The 16,270-nt window shown below is 70.7% G+C and carries 16 protein-coding genes; 9 read left to right on the top strand and 7 right to left on the bottom strand.

Translation table 11 applies throughout. The features are described from left to right. The first annotated feature begins 59 nt into the window (after positions 1-59). Both CMC5_RS07360 and CMC5_RS07355 read left to right on the top strand, forming a co-directional pair. Positions 60-1,655 (top strand): ribonuclease J, encoded by a 1,596-nt coding sequence (locus CMC5_RS07360; protein ID WP_082363414.1) that lies wholly within the window; start codon positions 60-62, stop codon positions 1,653-1,655. Then, the gene (locus CMC5_RS07355) at positions 1,652-2,950 is read left to right on the top strand and encodes a CHAD domain-containing protein (RefSeq protein WP_050429737.1); all 1,299 of its coding nucleotides are present in this window, start codon (positions 1,652-1,654) and stop codon (positions 2,948-2,950) included. The genes CMC5_RS07360 and CMC5_RS07355 overlap by 4 nt, the downstream gene beginning before the upstream one ends. A 53-nt stretch (positions 2,951-3,003) precedes the next feature. On the opposite strand, the gene CMC5_RS07350 is transcribed toward CMC5_RS07355, so the two are convergent. From CMC5_RS07350 to CMC5_RS48370, 3 genes are all read right to left on the bottom strand, one after another. Further along, the gene (locus CMC5_RS07350) at positions 3,004-3,576 is read right to left on the bottom strand and encodes a peptidylprolyl isomerase (RefSeq protein WP_050429736.1); all 573 of its coding nucleotides are present in this window, start codon (positions 3,574-3,576) and stop codon (positions 3,004-3,006) included. 128 nt (positions 3,577-3,704) lie between these two features. Continuing rightward, a complete protein-coding gene (locus CMC5_RS07345; RefSeq protein ID WP_050429735.1) occupies positions 3,705-4,916 on the bottom strand; it encodes a thiolase family protein in 1,212 nt (403 codons plus the stop codon). Between the two features lie 65 nt (positions 4,917-4,981). Further along, the gene (locus tag CMC5_RS48370; RefSeq protein ID WP_050429734.1) at positions 4,982-6,571 is read right to left on the bottom strand and encodes a right-handed parallel beta-helix repeat-containing protein; all 1,590 of its coding nucleotides are present in this window, start codon (positions 6,569-6,571) and stop codon (positions 4,982-4,984) included. Between the two features lie 116 nt (positions 6,572-6,687). Between CMC5_RS48370 and CMC5_RS07335 the strand changes: the two genes are divergently transcribed. After that, the gene (locus tag CMC5_RS07335; RefSeq protein ID WP_082362306.1) at positions 6,688-7,419 is read left to right on the top strand and encodes a TrmH family RNA methyltransferase; all 732 of its coding nucleotides are present in this window, start codon (positions 6,688-6,690) and stop codon (positions 7,417-7,419) included. 157 nt (positions 7,420-7,576) lie between these two features. On the opposite strand, the gene CMC5_RS07330 is transcribed toward CMC5_RS07335, so the two are convergent. Together CMC5_RS07330 and CMC5_RS45705 are read right to left on the bottom strand one after the other, a co-directional pair. Further along, positions 7,577-8,062, bottom strand: a complete 486-nt coding sequence (locus CMC5_RS07330; protein WP_050429732.1) for a hypothetical protein — start codon at positions 8,060-8,062, stop codon at positions 7,577-7,579. 83 nt (positions 8,063-8,145) lie between these two features. After that, a complete protein-coding gene (locus CMC5_RS45705) occupies positions 8,146-8,406 on the bottom strand; it encodes a hypothetical protein (protein ID WP_063796232.1) in 261 nt (86 codons plus the stop codon). A gap of 171 nt (positions 8,407-8,577) precedes the next feature. On the opposite strand from CMC5_RS45705, the gene CMC5_RS45700 reads away from it, so the two are divergent. The 6 genes from CMC5_RS45700 (at position 8,578) to CMC5_RS07295 (ending at position 13,774) form a co-directional block, all read left to right on the top strand. Continuing rightward, a complete protein-coding gene (locus CMC5_RS45700) occupies positions 8,578-9,222 on the top strand; it encodes a 2-hydroxychromene-2-carboxylate isomerase (RefSeq protein WP_050429731.1) in 645 nt (214 codons plus the stop codon). Then, positions 9,219-9,836: a 2-hydroxychromene-2-carboxylate isomerase gene (locus tag CMC5_RS07315; RefSeq protein ID WP_050429730.1), complete on the top strand. Its 618-nt coding sequence runs from the start codon at positions 9,219-9,221 to the stop codon at positions 9,834-9,836. Before CMC5_RS45700 ends, CMC5_RS07315 begins: the two co-directional genes overlap by 4 nt. A 33-nt stretch (positions 9,837-9,869) precedes the next feature. Continuing rightward, positions 9,870-10,202: a hypothetical protein gene (locus CMC5_RS07310; RefSeq protein ID WP_156338315.1), complete on the top strand. Its 333-nt coding sequence runs from the start codon at positions 9,870-9,872 to the stop codon at positions 10,200-10,202. Between the two features lie 829 nt (positions 10,203-11,031). Further along, entirely contained in the window at positions 11,032-12,210 is a 1,179-nt protein-coding gene (locus CMC5_RS07305) for a D-alanine--D-alanine ligase family protein (RefSeq protein WP_050429728.1), read from the top strand. A 123-nt stretch (positions 12,211-12,333) separates the two neighbouring features. Continuing rightward, positions 12,334-12,798, top strand: a complete 465-nt coding sequence (locus CMC5_RS07300) for a hypothetical protein (RefSeq protein WP_050435763.1) — start codon at positions 12,334-12,336, stop codon at positions 12,796-12,798. Between the two features lie 145 nt (positions 12,799-12,943). Beyond that, complete coding sequence (locus CMC5_RS07295) at positions 12,944-13,774, top strand: alpha/beta fold hydrolase (protein ID WP_050429727.1); 831 nt, start codon at positions 12,944-12,946, stop codon at positions 13,772-13,774. 90 nt (positions 13,775-13,864) lie between these two features. Here the strand turns inward: CMC5_RS07295 and CMC5_RS07290 are convergent, their stop codons facing one another. Then, a complete protein-coding gene (locus CMC5_RS07290; RefSeq protein ID WP_050429726.1) occupies positions 13,865-15,016 on the bottom strand; it encodes an SMP-30/gluconolactonase/LRE family protein in 1,152 nt (383 codons plus the stop codon). 52 nt (positions 15,017-15,068) lie between these two features. Continuing rightward, positions 15,069-15,947, bottom strand: coding sequence for a GHMP family kinase ATP-binding protein (locus CMC5_RS48365; protein WP_281180836.1), 879 nt, complete (start codon positions 15,945-15,947; stop codon positions 15,069-15,071). Positions 15,948-16,270 lie beyond the last annotated feature (323 nt).

Here is a 16,270-nt window from a genome sequence, read left to right as displayed (position 1 = left end):
AACCGACGGAACCGTCCACGCTGCGCCTCGTTCCTCTCGGCGGGCTCGGCGAGGTGGGCATGAACTGCCTCGCCCTGGAGCAGGGCGACGAGATGATGCTGGTCGACTGCGGGGTGACGTTCCCCAGCTCCGACCTCGGGATCGACATCTACCACCCGCGCTTCGACTACGTCCTCGGGCGCAAGGATCGGCTCCGCGGCATCGTGCTCACCCACGGCCACGAAGACCACATCGGTGGCCTGCCGTACCTGCTCCGTCACGTCGACGTCCCCGTCTGGGGCCCCCCGCACACGCTCGAACTCGTGCGCCATCGCCTCGAAGAGCACGGCTTCGGCCCGGACGAGGTCGAACTCATCCCGACGACGCTCGGGCGCGAGATCGCCGTCGGCCGCTTCGGCGTCGAGCCCATCCGCGTCGCGCACTCCATCGTCGACGCCACCGCCCTCGCGATCCGCACCGGCGCGGGCCTCGTCCTCCACACTGGCGACTTCAAGCTCGACCCCTCGCCCATCGACGGCGAACCCACCGACGAAGCGCGCCTGCGCGAGCTGGGCGAAGAAGGCGTCCGCCTCCTCCTCTCGGACAGCACCAACGTCGACTCCCCTGGCTCCGCCGGCAGCGAACGTGACGTCGGCATCGCCCTCGAAGAACTCGTCGAGTCCGCACGCGCCCGCGTCGTCGTCGGCGTCTTCGCCTCGAACGTCCACCGCCTCCTCGCCATGGGCGAGGCCGCGAGGCGCACCGGCCGCCGCATCTGCCTCCTCGGCCGCAGCGTCTCCGCCCACGTCCGCGCCGCCCAGGCCGTCGGCCGACTCCCCTGGCCGAGCAACCTCCTCGTCCCCCCGGAGATGGCCGCCTCCATGCCCCGCGAGCGCCTCCTCGTCATCGCCGGCGGCACCCAGGCCGAGCGCGGCTCCGGCCTCGCGCGCCTCGCCACCGGCACCCACCCGCTCCTCCGCCTCGACGAAGGCGACCGCGTCATCCTCTCCAGCCGCATCATCCCCGGCAACGACCGCCCGGTGATGGACATGATCGGCAACCTCATCCGCCTCGGCGTGGAGCTGGTCACCTGGATCACGGACAAGCGCATCCACGCCAGCGGCCACGCCCACCGCGTCGAGCAGCAGCGCATGATCGAGCTGACCGAACCCACCTCGTTCATGCCCCTCCACGGCACCCTCCACCACCTCGTCCGCCACGCCCAGCTCGCCCGCGAGCGCGGCATCACCGACGTCGCCGTCGCCGAGAACGGCCACGTCATCGAACTCGCCAGAGGCACTCCCCTCACCCGCGGCGGCCGCGTCCCCGTGGGCCGCGTCGCCACCGCGGCCGGCGAAGAACTCACCGAGGAAGTCCTCCGCGAGCGAGGCCAGATCGGCCGCTCCGGCGTCGCCTTCGTCACCCTGGTGCTCGACGCCCAGGGCGCGCTGGCCGCGCCGCCTCAGGTGCTCGCGCACGGCGTCGTCGACATCGCCATGGCCGGCGCCCTCAAGGCCGCCGCCCGCGCCGTGGCCCAGGCCATCGGCGACGCCGACCCACGCCAGCGACGCCGCGACCCCGATCTCATCGAGCTGGCACGTCTCACCGCCCGCAGGACCATCGACGCAAAGACAGGAAGGCGCCCCCTCGTGACGGTGGCGCTCACGCGCCTATGAGCCCCAAGACCCACCACGAGCCCTCCTCTTCCACCCACGGCGACGAGCCGAGCCGCGACGGCAAACAGACCGCCGCCGCCTTCCTCGCCGCCGCCATGCGCCCCCTCCTCGACACCGTGCGCGACACGACGGCGCGGGTGATCGCCTCGGACGCCGCCAACCGCGAGGCCGAAGACGCCCCGCCGGAACCGTCCCAGGAGACCGCAGCCGACGCAGCCTCGGACGGACACGCCACCCACGATGCCGAAGAGGCCCACGCCGCGAAGGACCACACCGCGAAGGACCACACCGCGAAGGACCACGCCGCGAAGGACCACGCCGCGAAGGACCACGCCGCCGAGCACGACACCTGGAAGTCGCAGACCTCCGGCGACCACGCCGCGAAGGACCCTCCCTCGAGCGGCCACCCGGCCAGCGACGAGAGCGCCTCCACCCGCGCCCCTTCCCTCGACCCCGAGGCCGTCCACGATCTCCGTGTCGCCCTGCGCAAGCTGCGCACCCTCCTCCGCCCCGCGCGGCGCGTGTTCGGCAGGAAGCGGCTCCAGCCCATCGAAGAGGCCCTGCGCCGTGACGCGCGCGCCACCAGCGCCCTGCGCGACGAAGAGGCGCTGCGCGAGACGATCGACCGCCTCAACCTCCCCCGCGCCGCCCGCGCCCAGGCCACCCTCTGGATCGAGCACCGCGCCGCGCTCGAACGCACCCAGCGGGCAGAGGTCATCCGCCGCCTCGAAGGCACCACGCCGCACGGCGACGCCGACGCCTCCCGCAAGAAGAACAAGAAGAAGAAGCAGAAGAAGGCCAAGCACCTTCCCCTCGAGGTCCACCTCCACGCGCTCACGCGACGCCTCGACCGACCCGAGCGCAAGCGCCTCGGCGCCCGCAAGCTCGCGCAACGCGCCGTCGAAGAGGCGCTCGACAAGGTGCAGGCCCTCTCTGGCGCCTACACCGCCGACGCCATCGCGATGCACGAGCTCCGCATCCGTTTCAAGCGCCTGCGCTACACCGCCGACGCCTTCGCGCCCGTCCTCGGCCCTGCCGCCAAGCAGGTCGCCAGCTCCGCCGCCAAGCTGCAGAAGCGCCTCGGGCACCTGCACGACGTCGACGAGGCCCTCGACCGCGTGTGGAACGCGCGTGACCTCGACCCCGGCGCGCGCGCCGCCTTGCACGAGGCCCTCACCGCGGAACGCGCCCACCTCGCGGAGAAGGTCGCTCTCGATCTGGACAAGGAGCTGCCGACCATCGTGGCAGCGATCACCCCACCGACGAACGACGAAGCGCCCTCCGACGCCACGTAGCCGGAGGGCGCGCGGCGCCGCGAGCGCATCGCGACGCCCTCACGCCAGCGCGGCTACTGCCGGAACAGCTCCACCCGCTCCAGCACCACGTCCGTCTCGGGCCGGTCACCAGGCCCACGCGGCGTCGTCGCGATCTTGTTCACCACGTCCAGCCCGCTCACCACGTGCCCGAACACCGAGTGCTTGTTGTCGAGGTGCGGCGTCGCCTTCTCGGTGATGAACCACTGCGCCCCGTTCGAGTTCGGCCCCGAGTTCGCCATCGACAGCACGCCCGGCCCCTTGTGACGCAGCTCGGGGTGGAACTCGTCCGAGAACTTGTACCCCGGGTTCCCTCGGCCCCAGTTCGCTGCCATCTCCGGGTAGCGCGTGAAGGGGTCGCCGCACTGGATCATGAAGTTCGGGATCACCCGATGGAACCGCACCCCGTCATAGAGCGGCGTCCCGCTCATGCTCTCGCCCGACACCGGATCCTTCCAGGGGATCGCCCCCGTCGCGAGCCCGACGAAGTTCTTCACCGTCTCCGGCACGCGGTGCTCCTCCAGAGCGACCACGATGTCACCGAGCGAAGTCCTGAGGCGCGCGTGAAGCTGCCCGTTGCCGGGCACGTTGATCGGGGGAAATTCCATGAGCTTCTCCTTTGAGGGAAATGAGCGGGTGCTCTTAGCTCATCTCTCGCCGCAGCGCATCGCACCGCCGCACATCACGCCGCCGCACATCGTGCCGCCACACATCACGCCGCCCCGCAGCCAGCGCTTCAGGCTCGCTCGAACAGCGTCGCGATCCCCTGCCCGACCCCGATGCAGAGCGCCGCCACCCCGAGACGCGCCCCTCGATCCCGCATCGCGTGGACCAGCGTGCAGGCGATCCGTGCCCCCGAGCTCCCGATCGGATGTCCAAGCGCGATTCCGCCACCCCGGACGTTCACCCGTGCCGGATCCAGCTCCAGCGCCCGCAGGCACGCCAGCGCCTGCGCCGCGAACGCCTCGTTCAGCTCCACCAGGTCCAGGTTCGGCACCCGCAGCCCTTCCCGCTGGAGCAGCTTCTTCACCGCCGGGATCGGCCCCTCCCCCATCAGGTTCGGCTCCACGCCGGCCGTCGCCGTGCTCACCAGCCTCGCCAGCGGTGTCACCCCCGCGGCCTTCACCACCTCCTCCGACGCCAGGAGCAGCCCAGAAGCCCCGTCGTTGATCGGCGACGAGTTGCCCGCCGTCACCGTCCCGCCCTCGCGGAACACCGGCTTCAGCTTCGCGAGCGCCTCCAGCGACGCATCCGGCCGGATCGACTCGTCGCGCTCCACCACCACCGGCGCCCCCTTCCGCTGCGGCACCTCCACCTTCGCCACCTCGCTGGCGAACTCCCCCGCCTCCCACGCCGCCGCCGCACGCTGGTGCGACCCCAGCGCGAACTTGTCCTGATCCTCGCGGCTCACGCCGTACTTCTTCGCCACATTCTCGGCCGTCTCCCCCATCGACTGCAGCTCGAAGCGCGCGCTCATCCGCGGGTTCGGATACCGCCAGCCCAGCGTCGTGTCGTACACCGGCGGCGGCGTCCGATCGAACTTCTCCGCCGTCTTCGGCATCGAGAACGGCGCACGCGTCATGCTCTCCACGCCGCCCGCGATCGCGCACTCCGCCTCGCCCACCGCGATCATCCGCGCCGCGTCGGCCACCGCCTCCAGCCCCGACCCACAGAGCCGGTTCACCGTCACCGCGGGCACCTCGAACGGCAGCCCCGCGATCAGCAACGCCATGCGCGCCACGTTCCGGTTGTCTTCACCGGCCTGGTTCGTCGCCCCGAACACCACCTGATCCAGCCGCGGCAAAAGACCGGGCTGACGCTTCACCAGCGCATCGATCACGTGCGCGGCGAGATCGTCCGGCCGCACCGTGGCGAGACCGCCGGCGTAGCGACCGATCGGAGTCCTGACAGCATCGACGACGTACACGGAGCGAAGAGCAGCGGGCATGGCCGCACTCTAGCGACCCAGCGCGCGAGATCCACCTCTCGCGCGCCGCACCGCCTCGACCGACCTCAGCCAGCCTCGATCCCGCCTCGATCCCGCCTCGCCACGCGTCGCCGCCACCGCGCCGCCACCATCCCCAGCAAACCCGCGAGAAGGAAGCCCCCCGTCCCCTCGCTCGCGCCCCCTACCCGACAGCCGCAGCCGCCGTCCTCACCACCGCCCTCACCGCCCGACGCCCCTCCCGGTCCGCCACCGCCGGAAGCCCCCTGCCCCGCGCCGCCTTCGCCCCCACCGCCATCTCCCGTCCCGCCGCTCCCCCCATCCCCGGACCCACCGCTCCCGCCGCTCCCCACGAGATCCTTGAACCCCGCCGTGATCGTCCACCCCGGGTTTCCCCCCTCGTCGAAGCGGTACGCCCCCACATCCGCGTGCCCTTCCCGCGCCACCCCGTTGAAGTCGTCGCCCACCACGTGCGCCGCAACGCCCGCCGCGATCAGCGCCGATCCCACCGCCGGGAACGCATCCACCGGCGGCGCACCACCGTAGGTCCCCGCCACGAAATCGGCCCCCAGCTCACCCGTGCCGTCGAACCCACTGTTCGTCCCGCTCAGGCTCCCCACGCCCACGTTCCCGGCCACCACGAGCTGCGCCAGATCCCCCGCCACCGTCAGTGCCGCCCCGTTCTGTGCGTACAGCGCGTTGTTCGCGATCAGCACCGAGCCCGTCGCGCCACTGATCCGCACCGCGTTCCCCTGCGCCTTGAAGATCGTGTTGTGCGCGATGATCAGGTTCGACGGCGCGCCGCTCTGGTGAACCTGACTGCGGATCCCGTCCTGCGCCGCGCTCAGGATCACGTTGTTGCGCAGCACCGCGTCCGCCGCTGCCTGGATGCCGTGATCACCACAGCCCCACATCACGTTGCGCTCCACCACGTTCGGTGCCCCGTTGCCCACCGTGCTGTACGTCAGGATGCACGGGTACTTCGTGTCGTGGATGACGTTGTCGCGGATGATGTTGTTGTAGCTGCCCTCCTTCAGCTCGATCCCGTCCCCCTGGCTCACGCTCGCGCGGTTCGTGTCGTGGATCCAGTTGCCCTCGATCACGCTGTTCCACACCTGACAGCCGTTGTTGTTGCAGCCGAGGTACATCCCCTCGCCCGTCCCGTTCGTGTGATGGATGTGGTTCCGCCGCAGGATCAGCCCCTCGTAGCTCGACCCCGCGAAGTTCGCGCTCAGCGCCACGTCGTCCGTCTCGTGGATCTCGCAGTCCTCGACGGTGATGAACCGTGCCTGGTTCATCCGGATCCCGTGCGACCCACCCGTCACTTCCAGCCCCCGCAGCACGACGTGCTCGCTCCCCTCGATGTTGATCACGTTCTGGTTCGCGTTCGGGCGCGTGATCACCGGCACCTCGCCCGCCTTCGCGCGGATCACGATCGGCGCCTGTGCGGTGCCGCTCACCGCGATGGTGAGCTTCGGGTTCAAGCTGTACGTCCCGCCCTGGAGCACCAGCTCGTCCCCTGGCTGCAGCGCCGCGATCTCCGCGATCAGATCATCCCCCGGCCCGATCTCCTTCTCTGCTGCGCCGGCCACCTGCCCGGCCAGCACCACGCCGACGCCCAACCCCACGCTGACCCGCTTCGCACCATTCCAAGCCATGAGTCCCATCTCCTCGGTGACGAAGCCTACGCGACCTGGGGCGTGACGTAACGCCGCATGGGTGTACCCGGACGACCCACACCGCGCGTAGATGTGCTAGAGCCCGCGCCCCCAAGATGCGCCGCTCGACCCCGGATTGCCGCCCGGTCGCCGTGGAGCAGCGAAAGCTCCTCGCCGTCCTCGACTCCCTCGACGTGGTCGCGATCGCCCGCGAGCTGGAGCCCTTCGCCACCCCCGAGCGCGTCGCGCGCCTCCGCGCCGCCTTCGACGCCCGCCTCGACGCCGTGACCGTGCTCATGGACGCCCCGCACGACCCGCACAACGGCGGCGCCGTCCTCCGCTCCTGCGACGCCTTCGGCCTCCAGCGCCTGCACGTCGTCGAGCGCGTCGAGAGCTTCCTCGCCTCCACCACCGTCGCCCGCGGCTCCGAGCGCTGGGTCGAGGTCCACACCCACCAGACCTCCGCCGAGGCCCTCGAAAGCCTCGCCCGGAGCGGCCACGAACTCGTCGCCACCCACCCGCGCGGCCAGCTCACCCCCGAAGACCTGCGTCACATCCCGCGCGTCGCCATCGTCCTCGGCAACGAGCGCTTCGGCATCCACGCCGAGCTCGCCGCCGCCTGCACCCGCACCGTCTCCGTCCCCATGCGTGGCTTCGCCGAGAGCCTCAACGTCAGCGTCAGCGCCGCCATCCTCTTGCAGCACGCGACCCATGGCCGCCCTGGCGATCTCCCGGAAGAGGAGCGCGCTCGCCTCTACGCCCGCGCGCTCATCCTCTCCGTGCAGCACGCGCCCGAGATCCTCGTCGAGCGCGGCGTCCTCGCCTCTTCTGCTGCCCTCTCTCTTTGATCGTCGCCGCGACGGCTCACATCACGGCATCCCATCTCGCAACGGCCATCTCGCGACGGCCATCTCGGGACAGCCACATCACAACGGCCTGCATCATGACCGCACCATCATGAAGGCCACACCACGGCGACGCGTCTCCTCGCGTCGCCCCCCAGGCTCACCCGAACCTGTCTGAACTGTTCGGGATCGACGTGGGCCCCGGACGCATCGCCGTCCGCGAGCGCTGCACGCCGAGAATCCCGCCCGCGATGCCCGCGCTCAAGCTGAGGACCGCGCCAGCGAACGCGCCCCACAACGCTGGCTCGGCGACCTGGAGCCCAGGCGAACCGAGCAACGCCGTCATCAGCACGATCGCCACCGCCCAGGTGAACGTCCCCGCGAGGGCGCCATCGAGCGGCCGGAACGACCCGAGCACGAAGCCCGTCACCATCCCGCCGACGAAGATCGCCGCCACCTGCGCGGCGACGGTCCACACGGCGAACCCCTCTGCGAGCACCCCATCCCCGGTGGATGCGCCGAACGCAGCCCCCAGGTAGCGGAGCACCACGTACACCGCCAGCCCCGCGAAGCTTCCCTTCAGCACCGCGGACCAGCTCCACGCCCGCGCAGCGCTCGACGCCACCTCATCAAGAACGCGTGCCATGTGCTCCCTCCATTGACCGTCCCGAGGCGTTACGCAGCCTCTACGGCAGACGGAGAAAGCACGATGCGCGCCAGCGCCACGACCTACATGTTCTCGACCGACTTCAGCATCTCCGGCACGAAGTGAACACGCGGGCGCAGCAGCTGATCACGCCGGCCGACCTTGATCACCCGGATCTGCGCCGTGCTCGCCCCCTGCGTGTCGGCGCTCAGGATGTCGTCCTTGAAGATGTAGCCGTACGAGTCGTCCTTCTTCTTGTCGCGCCCTTCCTGCGCGCTCGCCGACCCAGCGATCGACATCCCCAGCAGCGCAGCCAGGCCCACCGCGACGAACCGTGCTCTCATGCATCGCCTCCTCGCACTCTCCGACACACGGACACGAGCGCGCTTGGGCAGGATTGCGCGCACGCCGTCGCTTCTCGCAGCGCCCCTCACGACGTCACTCACGTCCCCCTCACGCCCCCTCGAAGGGACCTCGCGACCACGACGCCCTGCCTGCGTGGTAAGGTCGCTCGCGTGAAGCGCGTCGTCTTTTTCTACGACTTCTCCTGTCCGTACGCCTACCTGGCGCACACCCAGATCGAGGCCGTCACCCGGCGAGCCGGCGCCGAACTCGTCTGGAGCCCGTTCCTGCTCGGCGGCGTCTTCAAGGCCCTCGGCGTCCCCCAGGTCCCCGCCGAAGGCATGCCGCCCGCGAAGGCCAGGCACAACGACCTCGACATGCACCGCTGGGCCGACCACTGGGGCGTCCCCTTGCGCATGCCGAGCACCCACCCCAACCGCACCGTCCTCGCCCTGCGCGCCACGCTCGCTTCCCACGATCTCCCGCGCGCGAGCCGCGCCCTCTTCGACGCCTACTGGGTGCAATCGCTCGACGTCTCCCAGCCCTCCATCGTCCGCGACGCGCTCGACGGCGCAGGCCTCGACGGAAGCGCCCTCGTCGCCCGCGCCGACGATCCGGCCATCAAGGACCAGCTCCGCCAGCACACCGACACCGCGCTCGCCGCGGGCGTCTTCGGCGCCCCCGCGTTCCTCGTCACCACACCCAGCGTCTCGGGCGCCCTCTTCTGGGGACAGGACCGCTTCGACCTCGTCGAGCGCACCCTCGACGGCTGGATCCCGCCCGAGTTCCGCGCCGCTCCCTCCGAGGTGACCCCGTGAAGACCGTCGACTTCTGGTTCGATCTCTCGAGCCCCTACGCCTACTTCGGCGCCACCCAGATCGACGCCATCGCCGCGCGCCATGGTGCCAAGGTCAACTACCGCCCCTTCCTCCTCGGCGCCCTCTTCAAGAGCATCGGCACCCCGATGGTCCCGCTCTTCAGCCTCAGCGATGCCAAACGCCGCTACATCGGCACCGACATCGTGCGCTGGGCCGACGTCCACGGCGTGCCGTTCCGCTTCCCCTCGCGCTTCCCCATGAACACCATCAAGCCGCTGCGCATGCTGCTCGCCCTCGACGAAGCCGCGCGCCCGCCCCTCATCCACGCCCTCTTCCGCGCCTACTGGGGTGACGACCGCGACATCTCCGACGACGCGACCCTCACCGACATCGCCACGCGCGAAGGCTTCGATCCTGCGCCGCTGCTCGCTGCAAATCGTGACGAAAACGTCAAGGCCAAGCTGCACGAGGCCACGCAAGAAGCCATCCATCTCGGCGTCTGTGGAGCACCAACGTTCATCGTCAACGGACTTCTCTTCTGGGGCCAGGATCGCTTGCTCTTCGTCGAGAAAGCCCTCGACGGATGGGTCCCGGCCAACGAACGCGGTGCGTGACATCCAGAGCGAGGGGCGTATCTTTGGAGCCCCATGCAGTCGATCGCAACCCCCTGCCGCCGCATGAGTGTCGCTTTCGGGCTGGCCCTGGCCCTCACCCTCGGCAGCACCCTCGCTGCCGCCGAGACGCGCCAGAACGCCGAGACCGAGACCAGCTCCGACTTCACCGTCGGCGCGCGGTTGCAGGCCGTGGACAGCGTGACGATCTCCCAAGCGGAGATCGCCAAGGGCTCCAAGGTGAGCGTGATCAAGCTGCAGCATCGCCAGGGCCATCTCGCCAGCATCGACGTCGAGCTGGCCGACGGGTTCATCGCGCGCGTGCCGATCAGCAAGGCCCGCGCCGCCTTCCGCGTCATCGACAACTGAGCTCCCCTTCCGGGTCGAGCCGTACCTCCGCGCATCACGTCCACACGCATCGCTCGGCGCGCGCCGCAGCCTCACCCCGGCACACGCGCTCGCCGCACGCGCTTCATCCCAGGAACTCGTCCCACGCCGCCCGACACCGTTCGAGTCCGTTCAGGACACCCATGCGACGGACCCGTGCACTTCTGCGACGGTCCTGGGTAGTTCCCAGAGCACTCCTGGGTAGTTCCCAGAGCACTCCCGTGCACTTCCCAAACCGCTCCTGGGTAGTTCCCAGAGCACTCCCGTGCACTTCCCAAACCGCTCCTGGGTAGTTCCCAAAGCCCTCCTGGGTAGTTCCCCAAGCCCTCCTGGGTAGTTCCCCAAGCACTCCTGGGCACTTCCCAAACCGCTCCCGTGCACTTCCCAAGCCGCTCCTGGGTAGTTCCCAAACCGCGCCCGTGCACTTCGACAACAGCCCCGAACACCTCCCAAAACAGCCCCGAACACCTCCCAAAACAGCCCCGAACACCTCCCCAACCCCTCCTGACCCCTCCCCTGACCCTTCCCGCCGACGCCTCTCCGCGCTCCCGAGCGCTTCCCTCGGCGCTCCCGGTCACCTCTCCTCTCGGCCCCGCTTCGCCAGCGCTGCTTCCGCCAAGCCCACGCCGCCGTCCCCTCCTCGTCGACACCTCGCCAACCTCTCTTCTCTCCCGACGCCCCTTCCCCCCGCACCGCCCCCAGCGACCCCGATGCCCTGCCCGCACGCCGAGACACCCAGGAAGTCCGGTCGTCGGCACAACCGGCGCCGCTTGTTCGCCTCCGCACCGCCCCCCACGCTACCTTCCGCGCCATGCAGGGGAACCCGCGCAAGCTCCGCGTCGCCGTGCTCTTCGGAGGGCGCTCCGCCGAGCACGAGATCTCGCTTCTCTCCGCGCGCTTCGTCGCCGAGGCGCTGGACCGGGAGCGCTTCGAGCCCGTGCTGATCGGCATCGACAAGGAAGGCCGCTGGCTGCGCCAGGAGGAGGCCCTGCTGCTCGGCGAGAACCGCGATCCCAGGCTCGCGCGCCTCAACGAGGCCATGCCCGAAGTCGCGCTCGCCACGCACCCGAGCGAGCAAGGCGAGACGCTGCTGAAGGCCGTCGAGCACACGGGCGGTGACGCCGAACCGATCGATGTCGTCTTCCCCGTGCTGCACGGGACGCAAGGAGAGGACGGCAGCGTCCAGGGGCTGCTCGAACTGACCGGCGTGCCGTACGTGGGCTCGGGCGTGCTCGGCTCCGCGGTGGGGATGGACAAGGATGTGATGAAGCGGCTCCTGCGCGAGGCGGAGCTGCCCGTGCTGCCTCACTTCACGGTGCGCAAGCAGGGCTGGGAACGCGACAGGGCAGGCTGGATCGAGCGCATCTGCGCGCTGGCCGAGGGAGGTGAACCGAGCGCGTCGGCGCCGATCTTCGTCAAGCCCGCGAACCTCGGCTCCTCGGTGGGGATCCGGCGCGTGAGCGACCCGGCGGAGGTGGAGGCCGCGGTGGATCATGCCTTCGAGTTCGACCTGAAGGTCGTGTGCGAGCAGGGCTTGCCCGACGCGCGGGAGATCGAGTGCGCGGTGCTCGGGGACGAGGAGCCCGTCGCGTCCATCCCGGGGGAGATCGTGATCGATCACGCCGACGGGTTCTACTCGTATGCAGCCAAGTACATCGACGAGCGGGGAGCCACGATCAAGATCCCGGCGGACCTGGATCCAGCGGAGCTGAGCACGGTGCAGACGCTCTCGCTCCGGGTGTTCCGCGCGCTGGAGGCCTCGGGCCTCGCGCGGGTGGATTTTCTGATGTCCGCCGACCGGCGGATCTACGTGAACGAGATCAACACGCTGCCCGGGTTCACGGCGATCTCGATGTACCCGAAGCTGTGGGAGGCGAGCGGGATCTCGCCGCGGGAGCTGGTGCGGCGCCTCATCGAGCTGGCACTGGAGCGAGGAGAGCGACGTCGGCGGTTGCGCACCACGGCGGCGCTCCCTCCGTCGTCCAGGTAGCGCGCTGTCGCGACGTGGCACCAGGGTCATCCGTGCGGCTGCGCTTCGCTGATCTCCGGGAAGATCGGGAGCACCCGTCGGGGGCATGAGGCTTGCCGATGCGGGGCAGCGGAGGTGCTCTTCGTGACCACACGACAGTTCCGACTTCTGAGCGCGCTCGGCAGTGGGTTGATCGGGGCGGCGGTGCTGACCGCCGTGCATCAGGTCGCACGCGAGCTGACGCCGAACGCGCCGCGGATGGATGTGGTGGGCCGCCGCTTCATCGCGAAGACGTTGCGCCAGGTGGGGCTCGCGCCGCCACGGAAGCGATCGCTGCAGAAGGTGGCGCTCGCCGGCGATCTCGTGTCGAACGCGCTGTACTTCGCGCTCGCCGGGGTGGGGGCGAGTCGTCGGGCGCCGGGTCGGGGGCTCGTGCTGGGACTCCTGGCGGGGTTCGGCGCGGTGATGCTGCCGCCTCGCATGGGGCTCGGGCGCAAGCCGAGCCAGGCGACGCCGGCGACGAAGGCGATGGCCGTCGCCTGGTACACGGCCGGTGGGCTCGCTGCCGGGGCCGCGCTCCGCGGGATGCAGCAGCCGTCCTGGTCCTGAGACGAAGCGCGTCGAGCGGGCATGAAGGCGACGTTCCTTCGTTCGTGTCGGTTGGCGTGAAGGCGTCCTTCGCTTCGGCTGACGTGAAGGGCCTCCTTCGCTTCGGCTGGCCTCGGGGGCGGGGCTTCGGGCATGCTCTGCCGCCATGGCGGTGTTCTGCACGCCGGAAGGGATCCGGCTGGAGTACGAGGTTCATGGAGAGGGTGCGCCGCTCGTGCTCGTCGCCGGCCTCGGGTACGACCGGTGGACGTGGCACCGGATGGTGCCGGGTCTTTCGCGGCATCACCGCGTGATCACCTTCGACAACCGCGGGGTCGGGGGGTCGGATGCGCCTCCGGGTCCGTACAGCGCCGAGCAGCTCGCGCGGGACACGGCCTCGCTGATCGAGGGGCTCGGGCTCGGGCGCGCGCACGTGCTCGGTCACTCCATGGGCGGCTTCGTGGCCCAGGCGCTGGCGATCACGTGGCCCGAGCGGATCGATCGGCTGATCCTCAGCGCCACGCACTTCGGAGGTCCGCGGCATGTGCCGATCTCCCCCGAGGCGCTGGCGGTGCTCACCGACGTGGGCGTGGATCCAGCGGAGCGGTTCCGCCGTGGGCTCGCCGTGAGCTGTGCGCCCGGGTTCGTCGAGGCGAACCCCGCGCTCATCGCGGCGTGGATGCAGCGCCGGGTCACGCACCCGGTGGACCCGACGGCGTACCGGGCGCAGCTCGCCATCGGCCTGGCCTTGTTCGACGAGAAGGCGAGCTTCGAGCCGCACCTGCGCGAGGTGCAGGCCAAGACCCTCCTCCTGTCGGGCGCGCTGGACCTGGTGATGCCGCCAGGAAACGCGACACTGCTCGCCGAGGTGCTGCCGCACGGCCGCGTGGTGCTGCTGCCGGAGGCGGGGCACTTCTTCCCGATCGAGGCGCCCGAGGCCGCCGTCGCGGCCATCCTGGAGTTCCTCGCAGAGCCCGACGAGCGCCTCAGCGCCTGACGCGCGCCTCAGCACCTGACGCGCGCCTCAGCGCCTGACGCGCGCCCTCTCGGAGGCGTCAGCCGCCGGTCGTCCCGTCGACCGCTGTTCTCACGGCAGGAGCGCGAAGGAGACGGGGGAGAGGCGCTGCGCGATGATCTCGCCCGCTTCGCTGCCGGTGCTCCGGTCGAAGAAGACGACCCGCGCGCGGCCTGGCGTCCTGTCGCCGACGACCAGCAGGTCGCCCACGATCAAGAGGCCCCAGTGGTAGTAGCCCTCGGCCTTCGCCAGCACGCGGGTGACCTCGCCGCGCTCGGGGTCGAAGGCGACGACGCGGGTGGGGTTCACGCCGTCCTCGGGGCCGGCGACGAGCGCGTAGGCCTCGTTCGGGCCGACCAGGGCGACGTCGGTGGCAGAGCCGCCGAGGGCGACTTCCGAGATGATCTGGCGTGCCTTTCCTTCGGCGGTGTCGATGAGGTCGATGCCATCGCCCGCGGTCAGCTCGCCGAAGTCGCCGGGGGTGGCGATGGCGAGGAGCTTCGGGTCCCAGAGGGCCTCGACGAAGCGGCCGAAGGGGTTGCGACCGGCAAGCTCGATGGGTGTGATTGCGCCGTCGAGACGGGTCGGGATGGCCAGCACCACGCCAGGGCCGGTGGGCGGGTAGATGGCGTCGGTCGCCTTCGCGTCGAGCTTCTCCAGTGCCACGTGGGCTGTGCCGTCGGCGATGTGGATCGCGGCCGCCTCGGGGTTGCCGTCGGCGTCGGCGTAGGGTTCGAGGTCCACCCGCGCGCTGATCGCGCCGCGGCGATCGAGGACCACCACCGAGGGATGGTCGAAGCGCGTCACCCAGAGCCGTCCCTCGGCGTCGACGGCGACGTCCTGCGGGTTGGCGCGGCCCTCGGTGTCGTCGAAGGCGCGAAAGGTCTCGTCGAGCTGCGTGGTCTCGGCAGTTACGCGGTGGACGAGACCCGCGGAGCGATCGAGCACGAAGAGCTGCCGTGACGACGAGGAGAGGGTGGTGTCCCCGCTCAGCGCGAGCCCGCCAGCGGTCTCGGTCATGCAGCCTTCGCCATCGATGCGACCGAGGCCGCTGGTGGTCCGCAGGTCGCTCTCCAGGAGCAGGATGGGCTGCTCGACGCGCACGTCGGCGCAGGTGGTCGCGGTCGTTTCGGGGGAGACGCAGCCCGTGGCCAGCAGGGAGGCCACGGTGGAAAGCGCTGCCAGAGGGGGCAGGGTCGTCGACAGCGGCGCACGTCCTCGCATGGGCGCGACCCTAGGCGATGGTTCGCCGCGCGTCACGCCACCGCGACGCGCCTCAGCTCTCCTCGATCCGTGCGCCGGGTGCGTCGAGGGAGGGTTGCCGCACCGTCCAGCGGGACAGCTTCGGCAAGAGATCGGCGTGGCGCTCCGGCGGCGCCCACACGAGCACGTGGCCGCCACCGCCGGCGCCGCACACGCGCACCACCTCGGCACCGAGACCGTTCACTTCCTCGGCGATCTCCAGACCGGCGACGCTCGCGGAAGGAGCGGCCTTCGCCTTGGCTTCGGCGCTCAGCCGCATGCCCTCGACCACTTGCTCCAGGGAGCCTTGCGCGAGCCCGCGCGCCACCTGGCCCGCGGCCGACAGGAGCGACCAGGTCACCCGCGGATCCGGCGTCGCTCGGCGCCGGAGCACCTCCCCGGAGACCCGACGCACGCCGGTGTCCACGAGGAGGAGCCCCGCCTGAAGCTCGGCGAGGACTGCTTCGGCGCGCCCGTCGTGCCCGCCGATCGCGCGCACACCGGAGCAGCCTTGCCCATCGAAGGTCAAATCCAGCACACCCCCGTGCGCCGCGAAGATCGGGTCCTGGTCGCCGCCCGGAATCCGGAGCCGTCCCCGCTCCAGGAATGCAGCCTCACGCGCCAGGTCGGCAGGCGTGGGCGTCTCCCCGATGGCGGCCCTCAGCGCGAGCAGCGCTGCGACCGTGGCGGCGGCGCTCCCACCCAGACCTGCACCCGGTTCGACATCGGTGTCGATTTCGAGGGACACCCCATCGCCGACGCCGGTGACGGCGAGCGCTGCCTCCAGCAAGCGCAGAGACTGATCATGTCGCGGCGGATCACCGCTACGCCTGAGCACACCTCCTCCGGGCGCGGCCAGGCGCACCCAGCCCGCGTCGAAGGGCTCCACGACGGCCGTGGTGCGGAGGCTCACGGCGCTACCCACCACGCGTCCGCCCGTGCGGCGCGCGACGTGAGGCAGGTCCGTTCCCCCCCCTGCGAACGAAACGCGCATGGGTGCGCTGACCGCGACCCGTTGCACCGGGACCGCAGCGGGTCGCAACGTCGGGGTCGGGATGGCTCTGGCGGATGTCGTGGCGTCAAACATGGATGGCGCTCCTCCAGAAAGACTCCGGCGCCCGGCGAGTTCCGGCCGGTGCGCTCGGTGACCGCGCGCACCGCGCGTCGAGGGCGGCGGCCTGCCGCTCCGTGCGGCGTGTTGGTTCCTAGCAGGGGGCAAGCCAACCCGAGAGCGCG

Origin of the sequence: Chondromyces crocatus (genome assembly GCF_001189295.1) — a bacterium.
GTDB classification, from domain to species: domain Bacteria; phylum Myxococcota_A; class Polyangia; order Polyangiales; family Polyangiaceae; genus Chondromyces; species Chondromyces crocatus.
Note: the sequence above shows the minus strand (reverse complement) of the source record. Positions and strands in the feature narration are given on the sequence as shown.